The following is a 23,315-nucleotide window of genomic DNA, read 5'->3' as shown; positions in this document are numbered from 1 at the left end:
GGCATCAAGATACGGGAATCTCAGTCTTCTGCTGACCGATTTTCAAAGGTGCATTGGCGAGCGGCTTCTGGTCGGGCGTCACGAGGCCCCCCGAGATCAGGAGCTTCGCCGCGTCCTCCGCGCTCATGTCAAGCGGGATGATCTTGTCGCGCGGGATGAACAGCAGGAACCCCGCCGTCGGGATCGGGGTCGGCGGCAGGAAGACCGCGACCATGTCCATGCCGCGTTCCTTGAATTTCGAGGCGATCTCGCCTTTCACATCCGTTGCGATGAACACCAGCGACCAGATGCCCGGGCTCGGATACTCGATCAGCCCGGCCTTCTTGAAGGAGGAGGACTGTTCCTGCAGCACCGTCTGGAATATCTGCTTGGTGGACTTGTAGATCGTGCGGACGAGAGGCGTCCGATTGAGGAGCGACTCGGCGAAATTCACGATCGACCGACCGACGAGGTTTGCGGTCATGAAACCGACGAAGGTGATCACGAAAATGGCGACGAGCAGACCGAAGCCGGGAATGGCCACGGGCGAATAGGTGTCCGGATTATAGAAGTTCGGCAGGTAGGGCTTCACCCAACCGTCGGCCCAGTCGATGAAGGTGCGCACGAGCCAGACGGTGATCGCGACCGGTGCGCAGATGATCAAACCCGTCAGGAAGTAGTTGCGCAGCCGGGTGCCGATATAGCCGCGTTTCGAATGTTCCGTCATGCTTCTTCCGTCTCAACCTCACTCGACGCCGAAGGCCGGATGATAGGCGACCGTACCGGCCGCCATCGCGCCGGAGAGAGCCAGCGCCATGAAATATTGCGGCGCACAACCGGGGAATACAAGAGCCGATTCGTTACGGAAACCGAACTTTTGATACAAGGCCGGATCACCGACGACAACGCAGCCGGCGGCCCCTTCCGCCCGCAGCCATTCGAGCCCCTCGAGGATCAGCTGCCGGCCGATGCCCTGGGCCTGAACGTCCGGCTTGACCGAGACCGGCCCAAGCCCGAACCAGCCGGGCTCTTCCGGCGTCAGAGTGACGGGCGAAAAGGCGATGTGCCCGACGACTTCCTCGTTCATCTCGGCGACCAGCGACACACTCAGCGCAGCGGACTCACGCAGTCGCTCGATGATGAAGGGTTCGCTCTGGTCGCTGTGCGGATGCCCTTCGAAGGCGGCCGCGGTCACGGCATGTATCACCGCTTCGTCGCCGGGGCGCTCGTGCCGGACATAGATCATTCGACGGTCACCGATTTGGCGAGGTTGCGGGGCTGGTCGACGTCGGTGCCCATGAACACCGCCGTGTGATAGGCAAGGAGCTGGATCGGCAGCGAGAAGATCATCGGCGCGATGACCTCATCGACATCAGGCAGCACGATCGTCGCCATGGTCTCGAGCTTCGAGGCGGCGGCGCCCTTCTCGTCGGTGATGAGAATGATCCGGCCGCCGCGGGCCGCGACTTCCTGCATGTTGGAAACGGTCTTCTCGTAGAAGCGGTCGTGCGGCGCGATGACGATAACCGGCATGTTCTCGTCAATCAGCGCGATCGGTCCATGCTTCAGTTCGCCGGCGGCATAACCTTCCGCATGGATATAGGAGATCTCCTTGAGCTTGAGCGCCCCCTCCATCGCCAGCGGGAAGCTGGTGCCGCGGCCGAGGTAGAGAACGTCGCGGCACTTCGACAGCTCGCGCGAAAGAAGCTCGATCTTCGGCTGAACGGCGTTCAGCACCTGCCCCATGATGCGCGGCATTTCCGCGAGATAGCGAACCAAGACCTGCTCTTCCTCAGCACTCACCGTGCCGCGGGCGCGACCGGCACCGACCGCGAGCGACGCCAGCACTGCGAGCTGGCAGGTGAAGGCCTTGGTCGAGGCGACACCGATTTCCGGGCCGGCAAGGATCGGAAAGACCGCATCGGATTCACGCGCGATGGTCGATTCACGCGTGTTGACCACGGCACCGATCTTCAGGCCAAGTTCCTTGCAATAGCGCAGCGACGCCAGCGTATCAGCGGTTTCGCCGGATTGAGAGATGAACAACGCGGCCGCCTCGGAAGGCAGCGGGATCTCGCGGTAGCGGAACTCGGACGCGACGTCGATTTCCACCGGCAGGCGCGCGTAACGCTCAAACCAGTACTTGCCGACGAGGCCTGCGAGATAGGCGGTGCCGCAGGCGGAAATCGCAAGGCTCGGAATCTTGGCGAAATCGATCGTGCCTGAGAGCGCCTTGATGCGGTTGCCGGCAAAATCGATGTAGTGGCTGAGCGCGTGCGCGATCACCTCCGGCTGCTCATAGATCTCCTTCTCCATGAAGTGCCGGTGGTTGCCCTTGTCGATCATGTAGGCGGCGGCCGTAGACAGCTGCTTCGGCCGGTCGACGACGTTACCGTCGAGGTCGAAGATATGCACGCCGTTCGCCCCGATCACCGCCCAGTCGCCATCGATCAGATAGGTGATCTCGTTGGTGAAGGGCGCAAGCGCGATCGCGTCGGAGCCGAGGAACATTTCGCCGCGGCCGTGACCGATCGCAAGCGGCGGGCCGTTACGCGCCGCCATGATCGTCGAAGGATCGTCCTGGAAGAGCACCGCCAGCGCATAGGCACCGGTGACGCGCTTCAGCATCGCGTGCATGGCTTCGCGCCGGCCGAGGCCTTCGCGACGGAACTTGGAGAGCAGATGGGCCACAACCTCGGTGTCGGTGTCGGTCTCGAACTTTGCGCCACTGGCGATCAGTTCGTCCTTCAGCTCGGCGAAGTTCTCAATGATGCCGTTGTGGACGACGGCGACCCCGTCGGTGAAATGCGGGTGGGCGTTGCGTTCGGTCGGCGCGCCATGGGTTGCCCAGCGCGTGTGGGCAATGCCGATCGTGCCGGCGAGCGGCTCTTCGCGCAGCCTGATCTCCAGATTGACGAGCTTGCCCTCGGCGCGCCGCCGCTCCAGCTTGCCGCCAATGACGGTGGCGACACCGGCGGAATCATAACCGCGGTATTCCAAGCGCTTCAGCGCATCGACCAGTCGTTCCGATACCGGCTGGTTGCCAACGATGCCTACAATACCGCACATAGTCGTCTCCGAATTCGTCCCCGCGCCGCGATCGGCGCCCCTGTTCAACGAGGGCGGAAATGCCGCCCGGCGCGCTGTCTTGGTAAAGCATTTGCAGGTCGAGGCAATCCGCCCCGATTTCACTTTCGATTTCAATGTTTAACGCCGCCGCATGTTCCCGCGAATCCTAGCGGAATCAAGCGACATGCAGCAAATCCGAGGCGAACCCGCGGACACGCGGGCACCACGGGCCTAACCGGCAGCCTTCGCCGACTTCTTGGCTGCCTTCACCGCCTCGTACCGCTCGCGCAGCAGCCGTGCCCGGCCAGGCTTGATCTCCTGGCGTGCGCGGCCAAAGGCGACGGCGTCGGCCGGCACATCCTCGGTGATGACGCTGCCGGAGGCGACCAGGGCGCCGTTGCCGATCGTCACCGGCGCAACCAGAGACGAGTTCGAGCCGATAAAGGCATTTTCGCCGATCCGCGTCTCGTGCTTGTTCACACCATCGTAATTGCAGGTGATCGTGCCGGCGCCGATGTTGGTGCCTGCGCCGACGAACGCATCGCCGATATACGTCAGGTGATTGACCTTGGCGCCGGCGCCGATCTCAGCCTTCTTGACCTCGCAGAAATTGCCGACCTTGGAGTTTTCGCCGAGATCGGCACCCGGGCGCAGGCGTGCGTACGGACCGACCGTCGCGCCGGCGCGCACCGTCGCACCCTCGACATGCGAGAAGGCATGAATGATCGCGCCGCTCTCGACGCGCACGCCCGGGCCGAAGACGACATTCGGCTCGACCAGGACATCCTGCTCCAGCGCGGTATCCCAGGCGAGAAACACGGTTTCCGGCGCGATCATCGATACGCCCGACAGCATCAGCTCGTGGCGGCGGCGCTGCTGCCAAAGCCGCTCGATGAAGGCGAGCTCGGCGCGCGTGTTGCAGCCAGTCAGTTCTTCTTCGGGGGCCTCGACGGCAATCGCCTGCCCACCGATCTCGCGGACGATCTCCACGAGGTCGGTCAGGTAATACTCGCCCTTGACGTTGGCGTTACCGATGCGGCCGAGAAGATCGAGTGCCTTGCGACCGTCGATCGCCATCAGGCCGCCGTTGCAATAGGTGATGCGGCGCTCTTCTTCCGTTGCGTCCTTGTGCTCGCGAATGGCGAGCAGCGCGCCGTCCTTTACGATCAGGCGGCCGTAGCCCGACGGGTCTGCCGCCTCGAAGCCGATCACCACCACATCGTTGCCGGCCGCAAGTCCCTCGCGAGCGGCCCGAAGTGGTTCAGGCTGGATCAGCGGCGTGTCGCCGAAAACGACGAGAATGTCGTCGAACCGCTTTGCGATGGCGTCGCGGGCAGCAAGCACCGCATGGCCGGTGCCGAGCCGTTCCTTCTGCAGATAGGACGAAACCGACACGCCGCCGATGTCGGCGGCAGCCGAGACCGCGTCGGCGTCGCGGCCGACGACGAGAGCGATATCCGAGATGGAAGCGTTTGAGAGCGCCTCGACGACGTGGGCGATCATCGGCCGGCCCGCCACCGGATGCAGCACCTTCGACATGGACGATTTCATCCGCGTGCTTTCACCCGCAGCCAAAACGATGGCCAGGCACGTCCGTTCCATATATCTCTCCTTGGTCTCTTCCAGGCTCACGCCCACTGCACAATCCCTTAGATCGGAATCGGCTCAAGTACAAAATCGCCTTTCGATTCGGCGCGGTGCTAGCAGCAACATATTGCGAGAAGCATAATTCTCACAATCACGTCGCATTAACCGGCTTAAAACCGGATGATGGCATAAGAAGGCGCGGAGCCTGTGTCAGCAAAACCGTGCGGGTGCATCGCTCCTTCGGGGGATCAAGCCGCAATGCACAGCCGCACCGACATCGACACACCGGCAAAGTCTACCGGCGCGGTCATTCCTCTCGCGCGATCTCCGCTTCTGTTGCTTGCCCTTGTGCTCGGTGTGCTCGCGGTTCTGCTCAGCTTCACGATCCCGCAGCCGATCGGTCCGATGTTCTGGGACCACTATCTCTATCTCGATGCCGCCAATCGTATCCGCGACGGCCAGATCCCGTCGGTCGATTTCTTCACCCCCGTCGGCGCCCTCGGCTACTATCTCTTCGCCGCCCTGCAGGGCATCTTTCCGAACGGCCAGCCGCTGCTCCTGGCGAGCTGGTGCCTGCTTCTCGTCAGTGGGCCGCTGATCGCGCTGGTCGTCACCGATGTCCAGAAGCGTTCGACGGCAGTCGCCTATGCGATCCTGCTGCCGTTCCTGGTGTTTTCGGTGCTGCCGTTCAACACCGGCGACTTCTACCCCTATCCCGGGTCCGACGGTTTCGGCATCTACAACCGCCAGGTCTGCCAGCTTCTCTATGTACTCGCAGCCGCACTTGTCCACGTACGCGATCGTCGGCTGCTCGTCGCGACGGTCGCCGGCGCCATGGCGGCACTGTTCTTCGTCAAGATCACCGGCGCGGTTGCCGGCACGCTCATGTGCCTCATGGCCTTTGCTGCGGGGCGCCTGCCGTTCCGGTCGGCTATCATGGCGGGGCTCGTGGTCATCGCCATCCTTGCGAGCGTCGAACTCGCCCGCGGCGGCGTCTCTGCCTATCTTGCCGATATCCTGGCGCTGCTTTCCGTCAATGACGGCAGCTTGCTGCCGCGGCTGCTGCAGGCCGCCTCCCTCAATGCCGGTCTGCTGATCCCGGCGGGATTGCTGTGCCTGGTGCTCCTCGGCACGCAGCTTGCGCCCTTCGCCCAGTCGCTGCGCCAGCTTGGAAAAGGCCCGTCAATGGCGGCTCTCTGCCGAAGTTTCGACCAGCCGTTTTTCTGGCTTGCAGCCTTCGTTCTTGCCGGTATCGTCTTTGAGAGCCAGAACACCGGCAGTCAGGCGTTCATCTTCCTGCTGCCGCTGCTCCTCAAGCTCGCGATCGATGAGGTCGCAGCCGCCAAAACACGGCCTGTCGCAGTTGCCGTCGCTGTTCTCGCCCTCGCGGCAGCCCTGCCGCCGGCCACAGCCGTCGTGCAAAAAAGCACCCGCGCATGGATCGGGGCTGTCAACAACGTGCCGTTGGAAAGCCGCAACCTCAAAACCATGGGCGCCGTCAATGTACGGCCCATCCTGGCACTGCGCGCCGAGCGTCTGCGCATCCTCTACGCGACCGAGCGTCCCGCATTCGACGCCTTCGCCAAAACTGGCGAGTTGCCGTCGTTCCTGCTCTACAGCGACTTCGATTTTCAGACGGGATGGCTGATGAATGTCGACGAAGCGATCGACGCGTTGACGGCCTACGAGGCTTCGAGCGGCGTACGCTTCCGGACGATCTTCAACGTCGACTTCACCAATCCCTTTCCGTGGCTGATGGACCGCAGTGCCCCGCTGCATGTCGCGATCGGCGCAGATCCCTTCCGCGCCATTCCGCCGCCGGATGAAAATGTTCGCGCCGCCCTCGATGCGGTCGACGTCGCGCTGGTGCCGACCTGCCCGGTGACCAATGTCAACCAGACGCTGCTGTCGCTTTATCTGCCGAGCCTTGAAACGGCTCACAGCCGGATCACGCTGACAAGCTGCTACGACGCCTTTGTCCGAAACAGCCTGAAGCCCGCTGCCAACACCGGCGGCTGATCGACGCGACGCTAGGCGCCCGGCCGCAAGCGGCTCTCGCTCAACAGCCCATTTTCCTCAAGGATGGGATAGGCGACGGAAGCGATATGCGCGTTGACGCGCTTCAGATCCCGGAGCATGTCGAGATGCAGGGAGCTCGTCTGCAGGCTCTGGACCAGCCCGTCGCGCAGCCGCTCGATATGGCGCTCCGCCGAGCGTTTCTCCATGTGACGCACGTTGACCTTCACCTCGATGAGCTGCTTGGCGAGATCGGCATTGCGGGTGACGAAGATGGTCTGGGCGACTCGCAGATTGTCGATCGTCAGGTTGAAGAGGCTCTTGAGCTCCTGATAGCCCTCCTCCGAGAACTTCAGGCCGTTACTGACCTTCTTGGTGATCTGCTCGCACAGCCCCTTCTCGATGATGTCGCCCATATGCTCGAGATTGATGGCGTAGTCGATGATGACGATCGAGCGGCGGCCGTCTTCGGCGCTCAGGCCATCGCGGCCCAAGCGCGACAGGAAGATCTTGACCTCCTGCTGCAGCTGATCGACCTGTTTTTCGAACTTGCCGATATCGCGAATATCCGAGAGGTCATTGTTGTTGAAGGCGTTCGCGGCACGCATCAGCATCGCCTCGACCAGATCGCCGACGCGCAAGACCTCGCGGGTGGCTCCCGAAAGCGCCATGACCGGCGTATTCAGCGTCGTCTCATCGAGATAACGCGGGCCGGTCTCCTCGGCCTCTCCATCCGGAATGAACCGGGCCATCAGCTGCGACAGCAAACCGGCAAAGGGCCAGGCAAGAATGGCGACCGCGAGGTTGAAGGCCAGATGAATGTCGACCGGCAGGTTCTGGCGCGGCAGCGGCAGGCTCTGCAGAAACTCCACGCTCATGCCTGTCAGCGGAAGCGCGATCAGGCAGCCAATGGCGCGAACGACAAGGTTGCCTATGGTGACGCGGCGCGCCGACGGGGCGGAACCGAGCGTTGCCATGACAGGCGGAACGGCGCCACCGAGATTGGCGCCAAGCACGAGTGCCACCGTCAACCCGACGCTGAGGATGCCCGTCGTCGAGAGTGACAGCACCAGCATCACCACAGCCAGACTGGACGACGACGCAAAGGCAAGTCCCGCGGCAATGAGAAGCGCTACGGGCCAGGCGCTGTCGAGCATCGAGAGGAAGGCCCCAAGGGCCGGACTGTCACGCATCGGCTCCGTCGCCGCGCCCAAAAGATGTAACGACAGGAGCATGAGGCCGATGCCAACGAAAGCAGCACCCAGACCCTGGCGCGCGTTCGACCGGCTTGCGCGGTGCAAGACCACGCCGATGAGAATGACGAGCGGCGACAGCCATTCTATTCCGGTCGCCACGATCCAGGCCGTCATCGCCGTGCCGAGATTGGCGCCAAGCAGCACGATCTGCGCCATGCGCGAGCGGATGAGCCCCTTTTCCACGAAGGATGCGGTCATCAATGCGGTGGCCGTGGAACTTTGCAGCGCAAGCGTCGCGACAAGTCCGGTCACGAAGGAACGGAGAGAGCCGTCGGTTCCCTGGGCAAGGCCGGCGCGCAGCCGAGCCCCGAAGGCACGGGTCACCCCGTCCTTGACGAGGGACAGGCCGAAGAGAAGCAGTGCCACTGCTCCAAACAGGTTTACCATCACGATTGTCGACTGCATGGAATCTTTCCCGCGGAAGCTCCAAAGAATCGCTCCGCCCCTGCAACAGAACCACAGAACCGCGGCATGTTCGAGCCAATGTGACAGATAATTTTCGGTTGCCGGCTAACGAATCCGACATCGAGTTGGTCACCCGCGCCGGTCCGATCGACGGACGCCGCCCGCCTCATCCAGGCAGCTCGCGCAGCTGTCGCGGCAGCCATTGAAAACCAGACGGTTGCTCCGGGCGGCCGATCCCGTTGCATGGGCGCAATTTGCGGCAAACAACCCTTCATTTCCTGTTTCGTTTGTTTTAAGGAACGAATTCGTTTGGCCGATGGCCACCGCATTGCAACGAGGTTTCTGCCCCCATGCTCGAATTTCTGAGAAGCGCCGCCCAGACCTGGGTCGTCAAAGGCCTGCTAATCGTTCTCGTTCTGTCGTTCATGGTGTGGGGCGGCTCATCGTTGACGATGACGAACCAGTCGGATGCGGTGGTGGTCGTCGGTGACGTCAAGGTCAAGCCACCGGAATTCCGGCTCGCCTACGAGACCATGCTGGCACAGGCTTCCCGCCAGCTCGGCACGCGGCTGACGCCGCAGCAGGCACGTGCCTTCGGCATCGAGCAGCGGGTCTACTCGCAGATCGTCGCCGGCGCGGCTCTCGACCAACTCGCCAACGACATGAATCTCGGCCTGTCGCAGGATCGGCTCGCAAAACTGATCGCCGACGATCCGGCATTCCACAGCGTCAACGGCCAGTTCGACCGACTGACGTTCTCGAGCGTGCTGCGCAATGCGGGCCTGCGCGAACAGGATTACATCAACAGCCAGAGCCAGACGGCGATCCGCTCGCAGATCGTCGACGCGCTGTCTGACGGCTATGTCGCTCCGAAGGTTCTCACCGACGCGATCGGCGCCTACCGGCACGAGAAGCGCACGATCGATTACCTGCTGCTCTCGAACGCCAATATCGATCCGGTCAAGGTGCCGGGCGACGACGTGCTTTCTCCCTGGTACGACAGCCGCAAGGCGAACTACCGTGCGCCGGAATATCGCAAGATCACCTATGTGAAGCTCGAGCCGACTGACGTTGCCGACCCGACCGTTGTCACCGACGACGAGATCCGCGCCGAATACGAACGCCGCAAGGAAAGCTTCCGCAGCGCTGCTGCGCGGACAATCGAACAGCTCTCCTTCACGTCGCGTGAAGCGGCTGACGCTGCGTCGGCAAAGCTCTCTGCCGGCACCAGCTTCGACGATCTCGTAAAGGCCGAAGGCAAGTCTTCTGCCGACGTACTTCTCGGCGAGTTCACGAGGGATCGCGTTCCCGACGCCAAGATCGGCGAAGCAGCATTCGCACTTCAGGCCGACGGCGTGACGCCGGTTGTCGACGGTGCCTTCGGGCCGGTCATCCTGCGCGTGACGAACATCCGCCCGGAAACCGTCCGCAGCCTTGACGAAGTGAAGGAAGAACTGCGCAAGGACATCGCCCTTTCCACAGCGGGCGAAGAAGTCATGCGCCTGCACGACAAGATCGAAGACGAGCGCGCTTCCGGCGCGCCGATCAAGGAAGTCGCCGACCAGCTCAAGCTGAAGCTCGTAACCGTCGATGCGGTGGACGCGACCGGCAAGGACAAGAACGGCGATGACGTCGCCGGCCTGCCGGAACAGGCAGCCCTTCTCCAGGAAGTCTTCAAGGCCGACGTCGGTGCTGAAACCCTGCCGGTGAACGTCGGCCGCGAAGGCTATGTCTGGTTCGACCTCGATGAAGTCATCCCGGCGCGCGATCGCACGCTGGACGAAGCCCGCGACGAAATCGGCGCCGACTGGATGGCTGAGCAGCAGCGCGCAGCACTTGCCACGAAGGCCGGCGAACTGAAGCAGCGCGTCGAGCAGGGCGCAAAGCTTGCCGACGTCGCGACCGAACTCGGCCTCGTCGTCGAAACCAAGGCCGGCCTGACGCGCGCGACCGCTGATGCTGCCCTTAGCCCGGCAGCCGTCGCTGCCGCCTTCTCCGGCGCGAACGGCCACGTCACCAACGCTCCCGGAATCGGCGGCGAAGGGCAGATCCTCCTGCAGGTCACCTCGGTTGACACCGCCGGCCCGGCAGACGTGCTGCAGGACGACAGCCGCCAGATCGAGGCCCTCGCCCGTGTCAGCGGCGAGGACATCCTGGACCAGATGGTCGCCACGCTGCAGGCCGCCTACGGCGTTTCGATCAACCAGACGCTCGCTGAAACCGCCATTGCGCAACGATAGGCCCAAGGAAACCATCGATGAGTGATCTGAAGCCATTCGTCGCCAAGGTCGCCGCCCGCGAGGCGCTGAACCGCGAAGACGCACGTGCCGCCTTCGAAATCATCATGTCGGGTGCCGCAACGCCGTCGCAGATCGGCGGCTTCCTGATGGCATTGCGGGTGCGCGGCGAAACCGTCGATGAAATCGTCGGCGCGGTGAGCGCGATGCGCGCCCGCATGCTGCCGGTCGATGCGCCAGCGGATGCGGTCGATATCGTTGGAACCGGTGGCGACGGCGCCGGCACCTACAACATCTCGACTCTTGCCTCGCTGATCGTCGCCGGCGCGGGCGTGCCTGTTGCCAAGCACGGCAACCGCGCGCTGAGCTCGAAGTCAGGCACCGCCGACGCGCTCTCCTGCCTCGGCGTCAAGCTCGACATCGGTCCGGACGCCATATCGAAATGCATCCGCGAGGCCGGTGTCGGCTTCATGTTCGCCCAGCAGCACCATTCCGCCATGCGCCATGTCGGCCCGACGCGGGTGGAGCTCGGAACGCGCACGATCTTCAACCTGCTCGGCCCGCTTTCCAACCCCGCAGGCGTCAAGCGCCAGCTCGTCGGCGTCTACGCGCCGCAATGGGTGCAGCCGCTGGCCGAAGTACTGCGTGATCTCGGCTCGGACAATGTCTGGGTCGTTCACGGCGATGGCCTCGACGAGATCACGACGACCGGCACGACCGAGGTCGCAGCACTCAAGGACGGCAAGATTTCCACCTTCACCCTGACGCCCGCCGATTTCGGCCTTCAGACGGTGACGATCGATGCGCTCAAGGGCGGCGACGGCGCGTACAATGCGGTCGCGCTCCAGGCAGTGCTCGATGGTGCCGAGAACCCCTACCGGGACATTTCCCTTGCCAATGCGGCCGCATCGCTGATGATAGCCGGACGGGCAAAGGACCTCACCGAAGGCATGGCGCTTGGGCGCCAGTCGCTTTCAAGCGGCAGCGCCAAGACCGCGCTGCAGCGCCTGATCAGCGTATCGAACGCGGCCTGAGGAAGGATCAGCACATGACGGATATCCTGCGCAAGATCGAAGCCTACAAGCGCGACGAGATCGCCGCTGCCAAGTCGAACGTTTCGCTCGACGAACTCAAGGCGCGTATCGCTGATCAGGCCACCCCGCGCGGCTTTCATGCGGCGCTCGCCGCACGCAAGGCCGCCGGCACGTTCGGACTGATCGCCGAAATCAAGAAGGCAAGCCCGTCGAAGGGACTGATCCGCCCGGATTTCGATCCGCCGGCGCTCGCCAAGGCCTATGAAGCGGGTGGAGCGGCCTGTCTGTCGGTGCTGACGGACGCCCCGAGCTTTCAGGGTGCGCCTGCCTTTCTCGAAGCGGCGCGTGCGGCCTGCGCCCTGCCGGCGCTGCGCAAGGACTTCATGTTCGACACCTACCAGGTGTTCGAGGCGCGCGCCTGGGGCGCCGACTGCATCCTTCTCATCATGGCTTCGCTCAGCGACGACGACGCCCGCCGCCTCGAAGACGCATCCCTCGAGCTTGGCATGGACGTGCTGATCGAGGTGCACGACGCCGAAGAGATGCAACGGGCACTGAAGCTCACCTCGCCGCTCGTCGGCATCAACAACCGCAACCTCAGGACCTTCGAGGTTGATCTCTCGGTTTCCGAGCAGCTTGCGGGAATGGTGCCTGCCGACCGTCTGCTCGTCGGCGAAAGCGGCATCTTCACGCATGCGGATTGCCAGCGGCTGGAAAAGAGCGGCATCACCACCTTCCTCGTCGGCGAGAGCCTGATGCGCAAGAGCGACGTCGAATCGGCAACGCGCACGCTCCTGACCGGCGCTACGACCACGCTGGCGGCCGAGTGATGAGCAAGCCGAAGCTCACGCATATCGGTGGCAGCGGCGAAGCGAACATGGTGGATGTCGGCGACAAGGCCGAGACGGTACGCATCGCCGTCGCCGAAGGCCATGTGAGCATGAAGGCTGAAACGCTGACACTCATTCTCGAAGGCGACGCCAAGAAGGGCGATGTCATCGGTACGGCGCGGCTTGCCGGCATCATGGCCGCCAAGCAGACGGCCAACCTCATTCCCCTCTGCCACCCGTTGATGCTGACCAAGGTAACGGTCGATATCACGCCGGACCCGGCGCTTCCTGGCCTCCGGGTCGAGGCGCTTGCCAAGCTGACGGGACGCACCGGCGTCGAGATGGAGGCGCTGACGGCCGTGAGCGTCGCCTGCCTTACGATCTATGACATGGCGAAGGCGGCCGATCGCGAGATGGAAATCGGCGGCATCCAGCTGGTCAGCAAGTCCGGCGGGCGATCCGGCGACTATCGACGCGAAGGGAACTGAGGCCATGGTGTTGCTGTCCGTCGAAGACGCGCTCGAGCGGATCCTACACGGCGCCACGCCACCGCAATTGACAGAGCTCGTCGGCCTCCATGACGGGCTCGCCCGCGTGCTGTCTCAAGATATCCCGGCGCGCGTCACCCATCCGGCCTTCGACAATTCGGCGATGGATGGCTACGCCGTGCGCCACGGGGACATTGAGACCGTCGGGGCCGAACTGACCGTGATCGGCCAATCGGCTGCGGGCCACGGCTTCAAGGGGGAGATGAAAGCGGGCGAAGCCGTGCGCATCTTCACCGGTGCGCCGGTGCCATTGGGCGCCGATACGGTGATCATCCAGGAGGATACCGAGCGGTTGCCGGGCAACCGGATCCGCACCAAATTCGTGCCCGGCAAGGGGCGGCATATTCGAACGGCCGGCCAGGATTTTATCGCCGGCGAAGCGGCACTTTCGGCGGGCGACGTGCTCGACGCCGGACGCTTGACGCTCGCTGCGGGGATGAACCATGCGAGCCTGCCGGTCTTCAAGCGCCCGCGGATCGCAATCCTCGCCACGGGCGACGAGCTGGTGGCTCCGGGCAACAAGCCGGGCGACGATCAGATCATCGCCTCCAACAGCTTCGGCGTCGCGGCGATCGCGCGCGACAACGGCGCCGAGGTCATCGATCTCGGCATCGTCTACGACGATCGGGACGCGATCAGTGCCGAGGTCAGGCGGGCGCAGGACGCCGATGTCGACGTGATCGTCACGCTCGGCGGCGCTTCGGTCGGTGACCATGACCTGGTGCAATCGACGCTCATTGCCTGCGGCATGACGCTCGACTTCTGGCGCATCGCCATGCGGCCGGGAAAGCCGCTCATGGTGGGCCAGCTCGGAACGGCCACGGTGCTGGGCCTGCCGGGCAATCCGGTCTCCAGCCTCGTCTGCGCCCTGCTCTTCCTCGAGCCGCTGACCCGTAAGCTCGCCCGCTTACCATCGCGCGACCGCATAACGACCGCGCGGCTTGCAGGCCCGCTTCCGGGCAACGACGTCAGGCAGGACTATGTGCGCGCGCGCCTTACGCGGGACAGCGACGGCACGTTGGTCGCCCATCCCTTCTCGCGGCAGGACTCGTCGATGATGAAGGTTTTCGCGCAGTCTGATTGCCTGATCGTGCGCCCGCCGCACGCCACCGAAGCGCCTGCGGGCACAACCTGCGACATTCTCAGGCTTCGCTGAACGAACCAAGCGCGAGCCACCTCTGGGAGCGCAAAAACAAAAGACCGGGCAGAACCCGACCTTTTTCGCGTTCATGGCGGGTCCTCTCGATCATCCTTATTCGGACAATCTCAGCGATGATCACGTGGCCTCGTCATTGAGCGCCATCAATTCGGCGCCGTGACACGGACCCTCTACGTTTTGTGACGAAGCACTTTGCAGCGGTGTAAGTGGCCGCATGGGGCAGCCACCGCTCTTGCCGCAGCAGGCCGGGGTGCGCCCCTGGCCGCGCATGGATCAGTTGACCGTCTCGTCGGAGCGGCTGACCAGGATCTTGTCGATGCGGCGCGCATCCATGTCGACCACTTCGAAGCGGTAGCCATGGGCAATCGCGACATCGCCCTCCTCCGGCGTCTTGCGCAACTGCTGCACCAGGAAGCCGGCGATGGTCTCGAAGTTGCCGTCGGCGTCGATTCCCTCGATGCCGATCGTCAGGTGGATTTCGTCGATCGGCGTGCGGCCGTCGACAAGGTAGCTTCCGTCTTCGCGCTGGCGGATCAACGCATGCTCGATGTCGTCGTAGTTCGACGGCAGCACGCCGACGATCGCCTCGAGAATGTCGGCGATGGTGATAATGCCCTCAGTGCTTCCATATTCGTCGACGATCATCGCCATGTTGATGCTTGACGACTTGAAGGCTTCCAGTGCCTTTAGGCACGACGCCGTCTCCGGCAAGGTGTGGATTTCCTTGATGTATCTACGCACGTCGAACGGACCGGAGGTCGGCGCGTTCAGGATTTCCTTGGCGAGAACCGCGCCGAGAACGTCGCCGCTCGGACCATCGACCACCGGATAGCGGGAATGGCCGAACTGATCGATCTTACGACCGACCGTTTCCAAGCTGTCATTGACGTCGATGAAGCTCACTTCGGTCCTGTGGGTCATGATCGACTTCACGTTGCGGTCGCCGAGGCGGATGATTCGCCGAAGCATCTCGTGCTCGGACTTTTCGATGGCGCCGCTTTCGACGCCTTCGGCCATGATCGCGTGGACTTCCTCTTCCGTCACATGATCAGGATCGTCAGGACGGATGCCGAGGAGACGCATGGCAAGCGACGCCGCGGTCTCGAAGAGATAGACGACCGGCGCGGTGATCCGCGACAAGAAGTGCATCGGGCGCGCGACGAACATGGCCAGCGCCTCGGAATTCTTCAGCGCCAGCTGCTTCGGAATGAGCTCGCCGATAACCACGGACAGGAAGGTGATGAGGGTAACGACGAGTACGAGGGCAACCGTGTTGCCGTAAGGATTGATCCAAGCGACCTCATCGAGCAGCGGTGCAAATTTCGCAGCGATTGTCGCGCCACCGTAGGCGCCGGCTAAGGTGCCGACGAGCGTGATGCCGACCTGTACGGTAGAAAGAAACTTGCCGGGATCTTCAGCGAGCCTCAGCGCCACTTCGGCGCGGGCATTTCCCTGTTTTGCCATCTGGCGAAGCATTGGCTTGCTTGCCGAGACGATTGCCATTTCCGAGAGAGCAAAAAATGCATTGATCAAAAGCAGGACGAAAATGACAAAAAACTCGGACATGGTCTCCAGATCACCGTTGACGAAAGCCGCTCCACAAGGAGCGAGCCCTCACCAAATAAGGCCAGCGCGCGATCCGAGCAAGCACAAGCAATGAAATCGCTGCAATCTTCTGAACATTGGAAGGGCCGAGCGCTGTTTTGTTGAACAATCTCGACCGGTCGCAGCCTCAACTGCGACTTTGCAGCGCGCTGCGAACGCGCTCGCGCCCGATCTTGATCACGTTTTCCATGGCAAGCCGTGCGCCGACCTCGTCACGCCTGCCGATCTCCTCAACGATACGGATGTGGTTGCGGGCAACCTCGTCTATGCCGCCCTTTTCGGCGACCGGAGAGCTCAGCTTGAAGACACCGACCAGCGCCGCTTCGATCAGCCCGCCGACCGTGCGCATGAATGGGTTGCCGGAGGCCTCGGCGACAGCCAGGTGGAACTTCAGGTCGGCGCTTGCGAGGCTCTCGGCGCTATGCCCCTCCTCGCCCATCGCAACCGCGAGCCGCATCATGCGGCTGATTTCGGCCTCAGACGCGTTTCGCGCCGCAAGTGCTGCCGCATGCGGCTCGAAGGCCAGGCGCACTTCGCTGAGGTGATAGAGGAAGTCCTCGTCGACACCGCATTCGAAGTGCCAGGTCAGGATGTCGTTGTCGAACAGGTTCCAGTCGTTGCGCGGCGTCACGCGGGTGCCGATGCGGGCACGCGGCACGACCAGCCCCTTGGCGGCCAGCGTCTTCATGGCTTCGCGCAGAACAGTTCGGGATACCTTGAAGCGTGCCGCAAGTTCCGGATCACCCGGAAGAATGGAGCCGACCGGAAATTCGCCGGATATGATTGCCTTGCCGAGTTGATCGACAACATGTGCGTGGCTCGTGCGCTTGCGCGAGCCGGACACGACGGTTTCCAGCAAACTCCTGTTCAATCCATCTCCTCCAGGCACTCCCCTGCCTGATTTCATACGGCGCGACGCGCCACAAGGCCTTCGTGCGGAGCACGCGGGGCACCCCTAAACCTGCGCAAATGAATGTAGTTTGAACAGTCGATTCCGGAAAGCCCCAGGGTGGCCGCAAAACCGTAAACCGCGCACCGCCGAACGATGAAACAACCCTTACGCGTTTTCCAAACGACAAACCCCGCCGAAATGGCGGGGTTTGCATTCTGTTTCGTAGGCTCTTGCTTACTTCGGCAGCTGATCGTCGACGCCTTCGACGTAGAAGTTCATGCCAAGCAGCGTGCCGTCGTCAGACGTCGCCCCTCCAGCAAGCCACTCGCTGCCGTCCTGCTTCTTCAGCGGGCCGGTGAAGGGCTTCAGTTCGCCCGACTTGATCTTGGCTTCGGCGTCCTCAGCGAGCTTCTTCACGTCGTCAGGCATGTTGGTGTAGGGCGCCATCGTCAAGATGCCGTCCTTCAGGCCGTCCCAGCTCGACGTCGTTTCCCACTTGCCATCGAGGAAGGCCTGCGTGCGCTTGATGTAGTAGGCGCCCCAGGTATCGACGATCGCCGTCAGCTGCGTTTCCGGGCCGGCCTTGATCATGTCGGAGGCCTGGCCGAAGGCCTTGATGCCACGCTCGGCGGCAACCTGCATCGGTGCCGTCGTGTCGGTGTGCTGCGTCAGGATATCGACGCCCTGGTCGACCAATGCCTTGGCAGCATCGGCTTCCTTGCCGGGGTCGAACCAGGTGTTTGCCCAAACGACCTTGATCTTGAAGTCCGGGTTGACCGAGCGCGCGCCGATGATGAAGGAGTTGATGCCCATCACCACTTCCGGGATCGGGAAGGAGGCGATGTAGCCGGCGACGCCCTTTTGCGACATCTTGGCGGCGATCACGCCCTGGATGTAGCGGCCTTCATAGAAGCGGCTGTTGTAGGTCGCGACGTTCGGCGCGGTCTTGTAGCCGGTCGCATGCTCGAACTTCACGTCCGGGAACTTCTGCGCGATCTTGATCGTCGCGTCCATGAAGCCGAAGGACGTCGTGAAGATCAGGCCGCAGCCCGAGCGTGCGAGACGCTCGATCGCGCGCTCGGCATCCGGGCCTTCCGGCACGCTTTCGAGATACTGCGTCTCGATCTTGTCGCCGAGCGCCTTTTCCAGCTCCTGGCGGCCGATGTCGTGCGCCTGGGTCCAGCCGCCGTCGGTCTTGGCACCGACGTAGACGAAGCAGACCTTGGCCTTCTCCTGGGCGCTTGCACCGGTGGCAAAGCCGATCGCTGCCGCGGAGCTTGCGAGAACGAGCAGTAGTTTTTTCATTTTCTTGACCTCTGTCGGTTTGAGAAACGTCAGTATGAAATGCTTGCAATCATCGGTCCGGCACAAACGGTTTGCCGAGCGATGCCGGCGTATTGATCAGGGTCATGCGCCGGTTATGCGAAATGAGAATGAGGACGACGATCGTCGCGACATAGGGGAGCGACGAAAGGAGCTGCGAGGGAATGCCGAGGCCGAAGGCCTGCGCATGCAACTGGCTGATCGATACGGCACCGAAGAGATAGCCACCGGCCACCAGCCGCCAGGGGCGCCAGGACGAAAAGACCACCAGCGCCAGTGCGATCCAGCCGCGACCGGCCGACATGTTTTCCACCCATTGCGGCGTGTAGACGAGCGACAGCTGCGCGCCGGCAAGCCCGGCACAGGCGCCGCCGAACATCACGGCGAGATAGCGGGTGCGAATGACGTTGACGCCAAGCGCGTGCGCGGAGGCGTGGCTATCGCCGACGGCGCGAAGCTTGAGGCCAGCACGGCTCTTGAACAGGAACCAATGCACGCCCGCGACGATCGCGATCGAAAGATAGAAAATGATATCCTGCCGAAAGAGCAGCGGCCCGATATAGGGGATATCCGCGAGAAGCGGTATCGCGATCGGCTGCAGCTTGACGCCCTGCATGCCGAGGAAACTCTCGCCCATCATGCCGGAGACGCCGATGCCGAGCAGGGTCAAAGCCAGGCCCGTCGCCACCTGGTTTGCTACCAGGCTCAGCGTGAGGAAGGCAAAGAGCTGCGAGAACAGTGCGCCGCAGGCGATGCCGGCAAGTATGCCCAGATAGGGCGAACCGGTAATCTGGGTAATCGCGAAGGCGGAGACCGCCCCCATGATCATCATGCCCTCGACGCCGAGGTTCAGCACGCCGGACCGTTCGGTCACCAGTTCGCCGATCGCGGCCAACACCAGGGGCGTTGCGGCAGTGATGACGCTCAGAAGGATCGCTTCGACGATACCCATCAGCGGCTCCCCTCGCTATTGGTCGCGGTCAACCGGTCGAAGACCAGCTTGATGCGATAGTGGATGAGCGTGTCACAGGAGAGCACGAAGAAGAGCAGGAGACCCTGGAAGACGCGCGTCACCTTCTCGGAAACGCCGATCGACAGCTGCGCCGCCTCACCGCCGAGATAGGTGAGCGCCAGCACCAGGCCGGCGGCGACGATGCCAAGCGGATTGAGGCGGCCGAGGAACGCAACGATGATGGCGGTGAAGCCGTAGCCGGGCGAGATGACCGGGCGCAGCTGCTGGATCGCGCCACTGACTTCGGAGATGCCGGCCAGACCGGCAAAAGCGCCCGAAAGCAGCATCGAAAACCAGATCATCTTGCGCGAGGAGAAACCGGCGAAGCGCCCTGCCCGCTCCGATTGGCCAAGCACGGAAATCTCGAAGCCCTTCAGCGTGTAACGCATCATGAACCAGACGAGGATCGCCGCTATGATGGCGAAGGCGAAGCCCCAGTGGGTGCGTCCCGAGGCAAGCATTTCCGGCAGGATCGCATCGACGGCGAAGGTGCGCGTCTCCGGAAAGTTCATGCCGCCTGGATTGCGCCAGGGTCCACGCACCAGCCAATCGAGGAAGAGCTGGGCGACATAGACCAGCATCAGGCTCGTCAGGATCTCGTTGGTGTTCATATGCGCCTTTAGGAAGGCGGGGATGGCGGCAAACAGCGCACCACCGAGCATGCCCATCAGCATCATTAGCGGCAGCACCAGCGGCGACTGCCAGTCATAAAACACCACCGGCAGGATCGAGCCGGCAATCGCGCCCATGATGAACTGGCCCTCGGCGCCGATGTTCCAGTTGTTGGAGCGGAAGCAGACCGAAAGCCCGACGGCAATCAGGATCAGGGGCGCTGCCTTGATTGCCAGCTCGTGCAGCGACCAGACCTCGCTCAAGGGCTCGACGAAAAAGCTGTAGAGCGCCATGACCGGATTCTTGCCGAGAAGCGCAAACATGATGCCGCCGAAGACGATCGTCAGCAGGAAGGCGATGAACGGCGACAGGATCGAAAACAGCGTCGAGACCTTGGCGCGCTTTTCCAGTTCAATGCGCATGTGCGGCCTCCGTGCCTTCCGTCTTGCCGTACATGCCGCCCATCAGCAGGCCGATCTTTTCGCGCGAAAGCTCTTTTGCCGGATAGGGATCGGATAGCTTTCCGTCGCTGATGACGGCGATCTCCGTCGCCACTTCGAAGATTTCGTCGAGGTCCTGGCTGATGACGAGCACGGCAGAGCCGGCCTTGGCGAGGTCGACGAGCGCCTGGCGGATGCGGCTCGCAGCACCCGCATCGACGCCCCAGGTGGGCTGATTGACGACGAGCACGCTCGGCTGACGGTCGAGCTCACGCCCGACGATGAACTTCTGCAGGTTGCCGCCGGAAAGCGAGCCGGCCGGCGGATCCTCACCACTCTTGCGCACGTCCATCGCCTCGGAGATGCGCTTCGTGGCGCTCGTCACCGCATCGCGACGGATGATCTTGAGGAAGCCGCCGCCGAGAAACGCCTTGGCGTCCGAGCGGCTGCGGGCAAGCACGAGATTGTCCGAAAGCGGCAACGCCGATACCGCGGCATGGCCGTGGCGCTCCTCGGGAACGAAGCCCGCGCCCATCAGGCGGCGCGCATTGATGTTGCGGTTGCCGACCGGCTTCTGGCGGATCTGCACCGCATTATCGTCGGCAACCGGGTACTCGCCCGAGAGCGCATCGAACAGTTCGCCCTGGCCGTTGCCGGCAACACCGGCAATCGCCAGCACCTCGCCGGCATGCACCTTGAGACAGATGTTCTTCAGCGAAACGGCAAAGGGCGTGCGCGCCGGCACGGTCAAGTGCCGCGCTTCCAGATGCACCTGGCCCTTGGCGCTGGTGCCTTCGGCCGTCACCGCCGCGACGTCACCGCCAACCATCATGCGCGCCAGCGACGACGGGGTTTCCGCCTTCGGGTCGCAGGCGCCCGTTACCTTGCCGTGACGCAACACCGTGGCGCGGTCGCAGATGCGCTGCACCTCTTCCAGTCGGTGGCTGATATAGAGAACCGAGCGCCCCTCCGCCTTCAACTTGTAGAGCGTTTCGAACAGGCGGTCGGCTTCCTGCGGCGTCAACACCGAGGTCGGCTCGTCGAGGATGATGAGGCGCGGGTTCTGCAAGAGCGCGCGCACGATCTCGATGCGCTGGCGCTCGCCGACCGAGAGATCCGCCACATGCGCCTTGGGGTCGAGCGGAAGGCCGTACGCATGCGACAGGCGCGACGCCTCTTCCGCTACCCTCGCCAGCGAGATGTTCGCATCCATGGAAAGCGCGATGTTCTCGGCGACCGTCAGCGCCTCGAACAGCGAAAAATGCTGGAAAACCATGCCGATGCCGAGCCTGCGTGCAGCCGCGGGATTGGCGATGCGCACGCTCTGGCCCTGCCAGAGGATCTCGCCGGCCGTCGGCGCCAATACGCCGAACAGCATCTTCACCAAGGTCGATTTTCCGGCGCCGTTTTCGCCGAGAAGGGCGTGAATTTCGCCCGGTTCAATCTGCAGATTGATCCCATTGCAGGCCGCGAAGCTGCCAAACAATTTCGTCAGGTTGCTCACAGCCAATAGATGACCGTTCGCCGCTACTCCCTCAACAGGCACGCTGCCCTCTTTCCCCTCTGTTGATCCGCGTCCGCCTTAAGGCTTCGATCACGGAATCAGCAGTGTTGTTCCACTTGTTTTTCTTGTCTCGAGATCCGTATGCGCTCGCCCCGCATCGGCAAGCGGATAAGTCTGATTTATATTGATACGCACTTTGTTGCTTTGCACAATATCAAACAGGGAATTTGCACACGCTTCCAGCGCAGGCCGCGTGGCAACGTAACCAAAGAGTGTCGGACGCGTCGCAAAAAGCGACCCCTTCTGCGCCAGGATGCCGATGCTAAAAGCCTCCACCGGTCCGGACGAATTGCCGAAGCTGACCCAGAGGCCGCGCGGCTTGATGCAATCCAGCGACGCCGGAAAGGTGTCGCGCCCGACGGAATCGTAGACGACATCAACGCCGCGGCCGTCGGTCAATTCCTTGACCCGCGCGACGAAATTGTCGGTGCGGTAGTTGATCACGTGGTCGTAGCCATGCGCCAGCGCCAGATCGATCTTGTCCTGCGAGCCCGCTGTGCCAATAACGGTCGCGCCAAGCGCCTTCGCCCATTGGCCGGCAATCAGCCCGACGCCGCCGGCTGCGGCATGGAAGAGAATCGTCGTGCCCGGACCGACCTGATAGGTCTGGTTGAGCAAGTATTGTGCCGTCATGCCTTTCAGCATCATCGCAGCCGCAGTCTCGAGGCTGATGCCGTCGGGCACCTTCACCAACTGCGCAGCATCGACGTTGCGCTCGCTCGCATAGGCACCATCGGCCGAGGCATAGGCGACGCGATCACCGACGGAAAACAGGCTGACTCCGTCGCCAACCGCAGTGACGATGCCGGCACCTTCCTTGCCCGGCACGAAGGGCAAAGCCGACTTGTAGAGGCCGGTGCGGAAGTAGACGTCGATGAAATTGAGGCCGACGGCCACCTGCCGGATCTGTACCTCACCCGGCCCCGGCGGCGAGAGTGTCACGCCTTCGAGCTTCAGGACCTCTGGTCCTCCGAGTTCGCGTACCACAATCGCCTGTGCCATTGCCTGCTCCTATTTCCGGCCGAGACTTGGGAAAATCTGCAGCACGAAGCCAATCACGTAGAGATAGATGCCTGTGACGACGAAGCCGGTCACGACCCATGCCGGCGTCGCAAAATGCAGGAGCAGCGCATAGATGCCGAGCGCCGACCACAAGAGGAAGATGCCGAGGTTCAGCGGTCGCAAGCGCTGGACGCGAACCGGATGAAGGAAGTTGATCGGCAGGAAGGTCAAGACCACCGACACGAAAACGACGATCGACGCGGTCAGCTCGCTCGCCTGAATGACGAACAATGTGAAGACGACCATGTTCCAGACGACGGGGAAACCGGAGAAAAAGTATTCGTCCGTCTTCATGCCCATATCGGCATAGTAGATCGCGCTCGAAACCACGATCGCGCCGGCCGCCACGAAGGACCAGGGCTCGCCGATCATGCCGCTCTGGTAGAGCGCAAAGGCAGGCAACAGCACATAGGTCACATAGTCGATGACGTTGTCGAGCGTATCGCCCGACCAGTTGGGCAGCACTTCCTTGACGCGCACCTTGCGGGCGATCGGCCCGTCGATGCCGTCGACGAGCAGCGCCAGCCCCAGCCACCAGAACATGTCGACGAAGCGATGCTCGGCCGCAGCCACGACACCCAGGAAGGCGAGAAACGACCCCGAGGCGGTCAAGATATGCACGGAAAAGGCGCGAATCTCGGCGTAGGGAACTCGTCTATAGTTAAAGAACTTCATCTGCGGATGC

The 23,315-nt window shown here is 62.9% G+C and carries 19 protein-coding genes; 6 read left to right on the top strand and 13 right to left on the bottom strand.

All coding sequences use genetic code 11. From position 1 onward, the window contains the following. Window positions 1–4 precede the first annotated feature (4 nt). The 4 genes from IB277_RS06235 to glmU form a co-directional block, all read right to left on the bottom strand. Entirely contained in the window at window positions 5–706 is a 702-nt protein-coding gene (locus tag IB277_RS06235; protein ID WP_034791018.1) for a DUF502 domain-containing protein, read from the bottom strand. A gap of 18 nt (window positions 707–724) precedes the next feature. Further along, entirely contained in the window at window positions 725–1,222 is a 498-nt protein-coding gene (locus IB277_RS06230) for a GNAT family N-acetyltransferase (RefSeq protein WP_371813568.1), read from the bottom strand. Then, entirely contained in the window at window positions 1,222–3,048 is a 1,827-nt protein-coding gene (gene glmS, locus IB277_RS06225; protein WP_192370802.1) for a glutamine--fructose-6-phosphate transaminase (isomerizing), read from the bottom strand. The genes IB277_RS06230 and glmS overlap by 1 nt, the downstream gene beginning before the upstream one ends. A gap of 231 nt (window positions 3,049–3,279) precedes the next feature. Next, window positions 3,280–4,650, bottom strand: a complete 1,371-nt coding sequence (gene glmU / locus IB277_RS06220; RefSeq protein WP_090295573.1) for a bifunctional UDP-N-acetylglucosamine diphosphorylase/glucosamine-1-phosphate N-acetyltransferase GlmU — start codon at window positions 4,648–4,650, stop codon at window positions 3,280–3,282. Window positions 4,651–4,893: 243 nt separating this feature from the next. Here glmU and IB277_RS06215 point away from each other — a divergent pair, with 243 nt between their 5' ends. Next, window positions 4,894–6,654 (top strand): hypothetical protein, encoded by a 1,761-nt coding sequence (locus IB277_RS06215; protein ID WP_090295576.1) that lies wholly within the window; start codon window positions 4,894–4,896, stop codon window positions 6,652–6,654. 11 nt (window positions 6,655–6,665) lie between these two features. On the opposite strand, the gene IB277_RS06210 is transcribed toward IB277_RS06215, so the two are convergent. Next, a complete protein-coding gene (locus IB277_RS06210; protein ID WP_034791009.1) occupies window positions 6,666–8,312 on the bottom strand; it encodes a Na/Pi cotransporter family protein in 1,647 nt (548 codons plus the stop codon). 350 nt (window positions 8,313–8,662) lie between these two features. Here IB277_RS06210 and IB277_RS06205 point away from each other — a divergent pair, with 350 nt between their 5' ends. Genes IB277_RS06205 through glp form a run of 5 tightly spaced genes read left to right on the top strand, consistent with a single transcriptional unit; the run spans window position 8,663 to window position 14,117 of the window. Further along, a complete protein-coding gene (locus IB277_RS06205) occupies window positions 8,663–10,552 on the top strand; it encodes a peptidylprolyl isomerase (RefSeq protein WP_090295578.1) in 1,890 nt (629 codons plus the stop codon). A gap of 17 nt (window positions 10,553–10,569) precedes the next feature. Next, a complete protein-coding gene (gene trpD, locus IB277_RS06200; RefSeq protein WP_090295580.1) occupies window positions 10,570–11,583 on the top strand; it encodes an anthranilate phosphoribosyltransferase in 1,014 nt (337 codons plus the stop codon). 14 nt (window positions 11,584–11,597) lie between these two features. Beyond that, on the top strand, window positions 11,598–12,413 hold the full coding sequence (gene trpC, locus IB277_RS06195; RefSeq protein WP_090295582.1) for an indole-3-glycerol phosphate synthase TrpC: 816 nt from the start codon (window positions 11,598–11,600) through the stop codon (window positions 12,411–12,413). Continuing rightward, window positions 12,413–12,901: a cyclic pyranopterin monophosphate synthase MoaC gene (gene moaC / locus IB277_RS06190; RefSeq protein WP_090295584.1), complete on the top strand. Its 489-nt coding sequence runs from the start codon at window positions 12,413–12,415 to the stop codon at window positions 12,899–12,901. Before trpC ends, moaC begins: the two co-directional genes overlap by 1 nt. A gap of 4 nt (window positions 12,902–12,905) precedes the next feature. Next, window positions 12,906–14,117: a gephyrin-like molybdotransferase Glp gene (gene glp, locus IB277_RS06185; protein WP_090295588.1), complete on the top strand. Its 1,212-nt coding sequence runs from the start codon at window positions 12,906–12,908 to the stop codon at window positions 14,115–14,117. A 276-nt stretch (window positions 14,118–14,393) separates the two neighbouring features. Here glp and IB277_RS06180 read toward each other — a convergent pair whose 3' ends face one another. The 8 genes from IB277_RS06180 to pcsA all read right to left on the bottom strand — a co-directional run bounded on the left by IB277_RS06180 (window position 14,394) and on the right by pcsA (window position 23,305). Beyond that, window positions 14,394–15,686 carry a hemolysin family protein gene (locus IB277_RS06180; protein WP_090295591.1) on the bottom strand — a complete coding sequence of 431 codons (1,293 nt, stop codon included), beginning with the start codon at window positions 15,684–15,686 and terminating at the stop codon, window positions 14,394–14,396. Between the two features lie 166 nt (window positions 15,687–15,852). Next, complete coding sequence (locus tag IB277_RS06175) at window positions 15,853–16,632, bottom strand: FadR/GntR family transcriptional regulator (protein ID WP_051659212.1); 780 nt, start codon at window positions 16,630–16,632, stop codon at window positions 15,853–15,855. Window positions 16,633–16,851: 219 nt separating this feature from the next. Then, a complete protein-coding gene (locus IB277_RS06170) occupies window positions 16,852–17,922 on the bottom strand; it encodes a BMP family ABC transporter substrate-binding protein (RefSeq protein WP_090295794.1) in 1,071 nt (356 codons plus the stop codon). Between the two features lie 49 nt (window positions 17,923–17,971). Next, the gene (locus IB277_RS06165; protein WP_090295594.1) at window positions 17,972–18,892 is read right to left on the bottom strand and encodes an ABC transporter permease; all 921 of its coding nucleotides are present in this window, start codon (window positions 18,890–18,892) and stop codon (window positions 17,972–17,974) included. Beyond that, on the bottom strand, window positions 18,892–19,986 hold the full coding sequence (locus tag IB277_RS06160) for an ABC transporter permease (protein ID WP_060517054.1): 1,095 nt from the start codon (window positions 19,984–19,986) through the stop codon (window positions 18,892–18,894). Before IB277_RS06160 ends, IB277_RS06165 begins: the two co-directional genes overlap by 1 nt. Further along, window positions 19,976–21,550 (bottom strand): ABC transporter ATP-binding protein, encoded by a 1,575-nt coding sequence (locus tag IB277_RS06155; RefSeq protein ID WP_060582171.1) that lies wholly within the window; start codon window positions 21,548–21,550, stop codon window positions 19,976–19,978. The genes IB277_RS06160 and IB277_RS06155 overlap by 11 nt, the downstream gene beginning before the upstream one ends. Before the next feature lie 48 nt (window positions 21,551–21,598). Beyond that, the gene (locus IB277_RS06150) at window positions 21,599–22,570 is read right to left on the bottom strand and encodes a quinone oxidoreductase (protein ID WP_192370801.1); all 972 of its coding nucleotides are present in this window, start codon (window positions 22,568–22,570) and stop codon (window positions 21,599–21,601) included. Window positions 22,571–22,579: 9 nt separating this feature from the next. After that, window positions 22,580–23,305, bottom strand: a complete 726-nt coding sequence (gene pcsA / locus IB277_RS06145; protein ID WP_034790952.1) for a phosphatidylcholine synthase — start codon at window positions 23,303–23,305, stop codon at window positions 22,580–22,582. Between the last annotated feature and the right edge of the window lie 10 nt (window positions 23,306–23,315).

The sequence above is a fragment of the Ensifer sp. ENS07 genome (assembly GCF_014852185.1).
Taxonomy (GTDB): Bacteria; Pseudomonadota; Alphaproteobacteria; order Rhizobiales; family Rhizobiaceae; genus Ensifer; species Ensifer adhaerens.
This window is presented reverse-complemented; position numbering and strand designations above follow the sequence as displayed.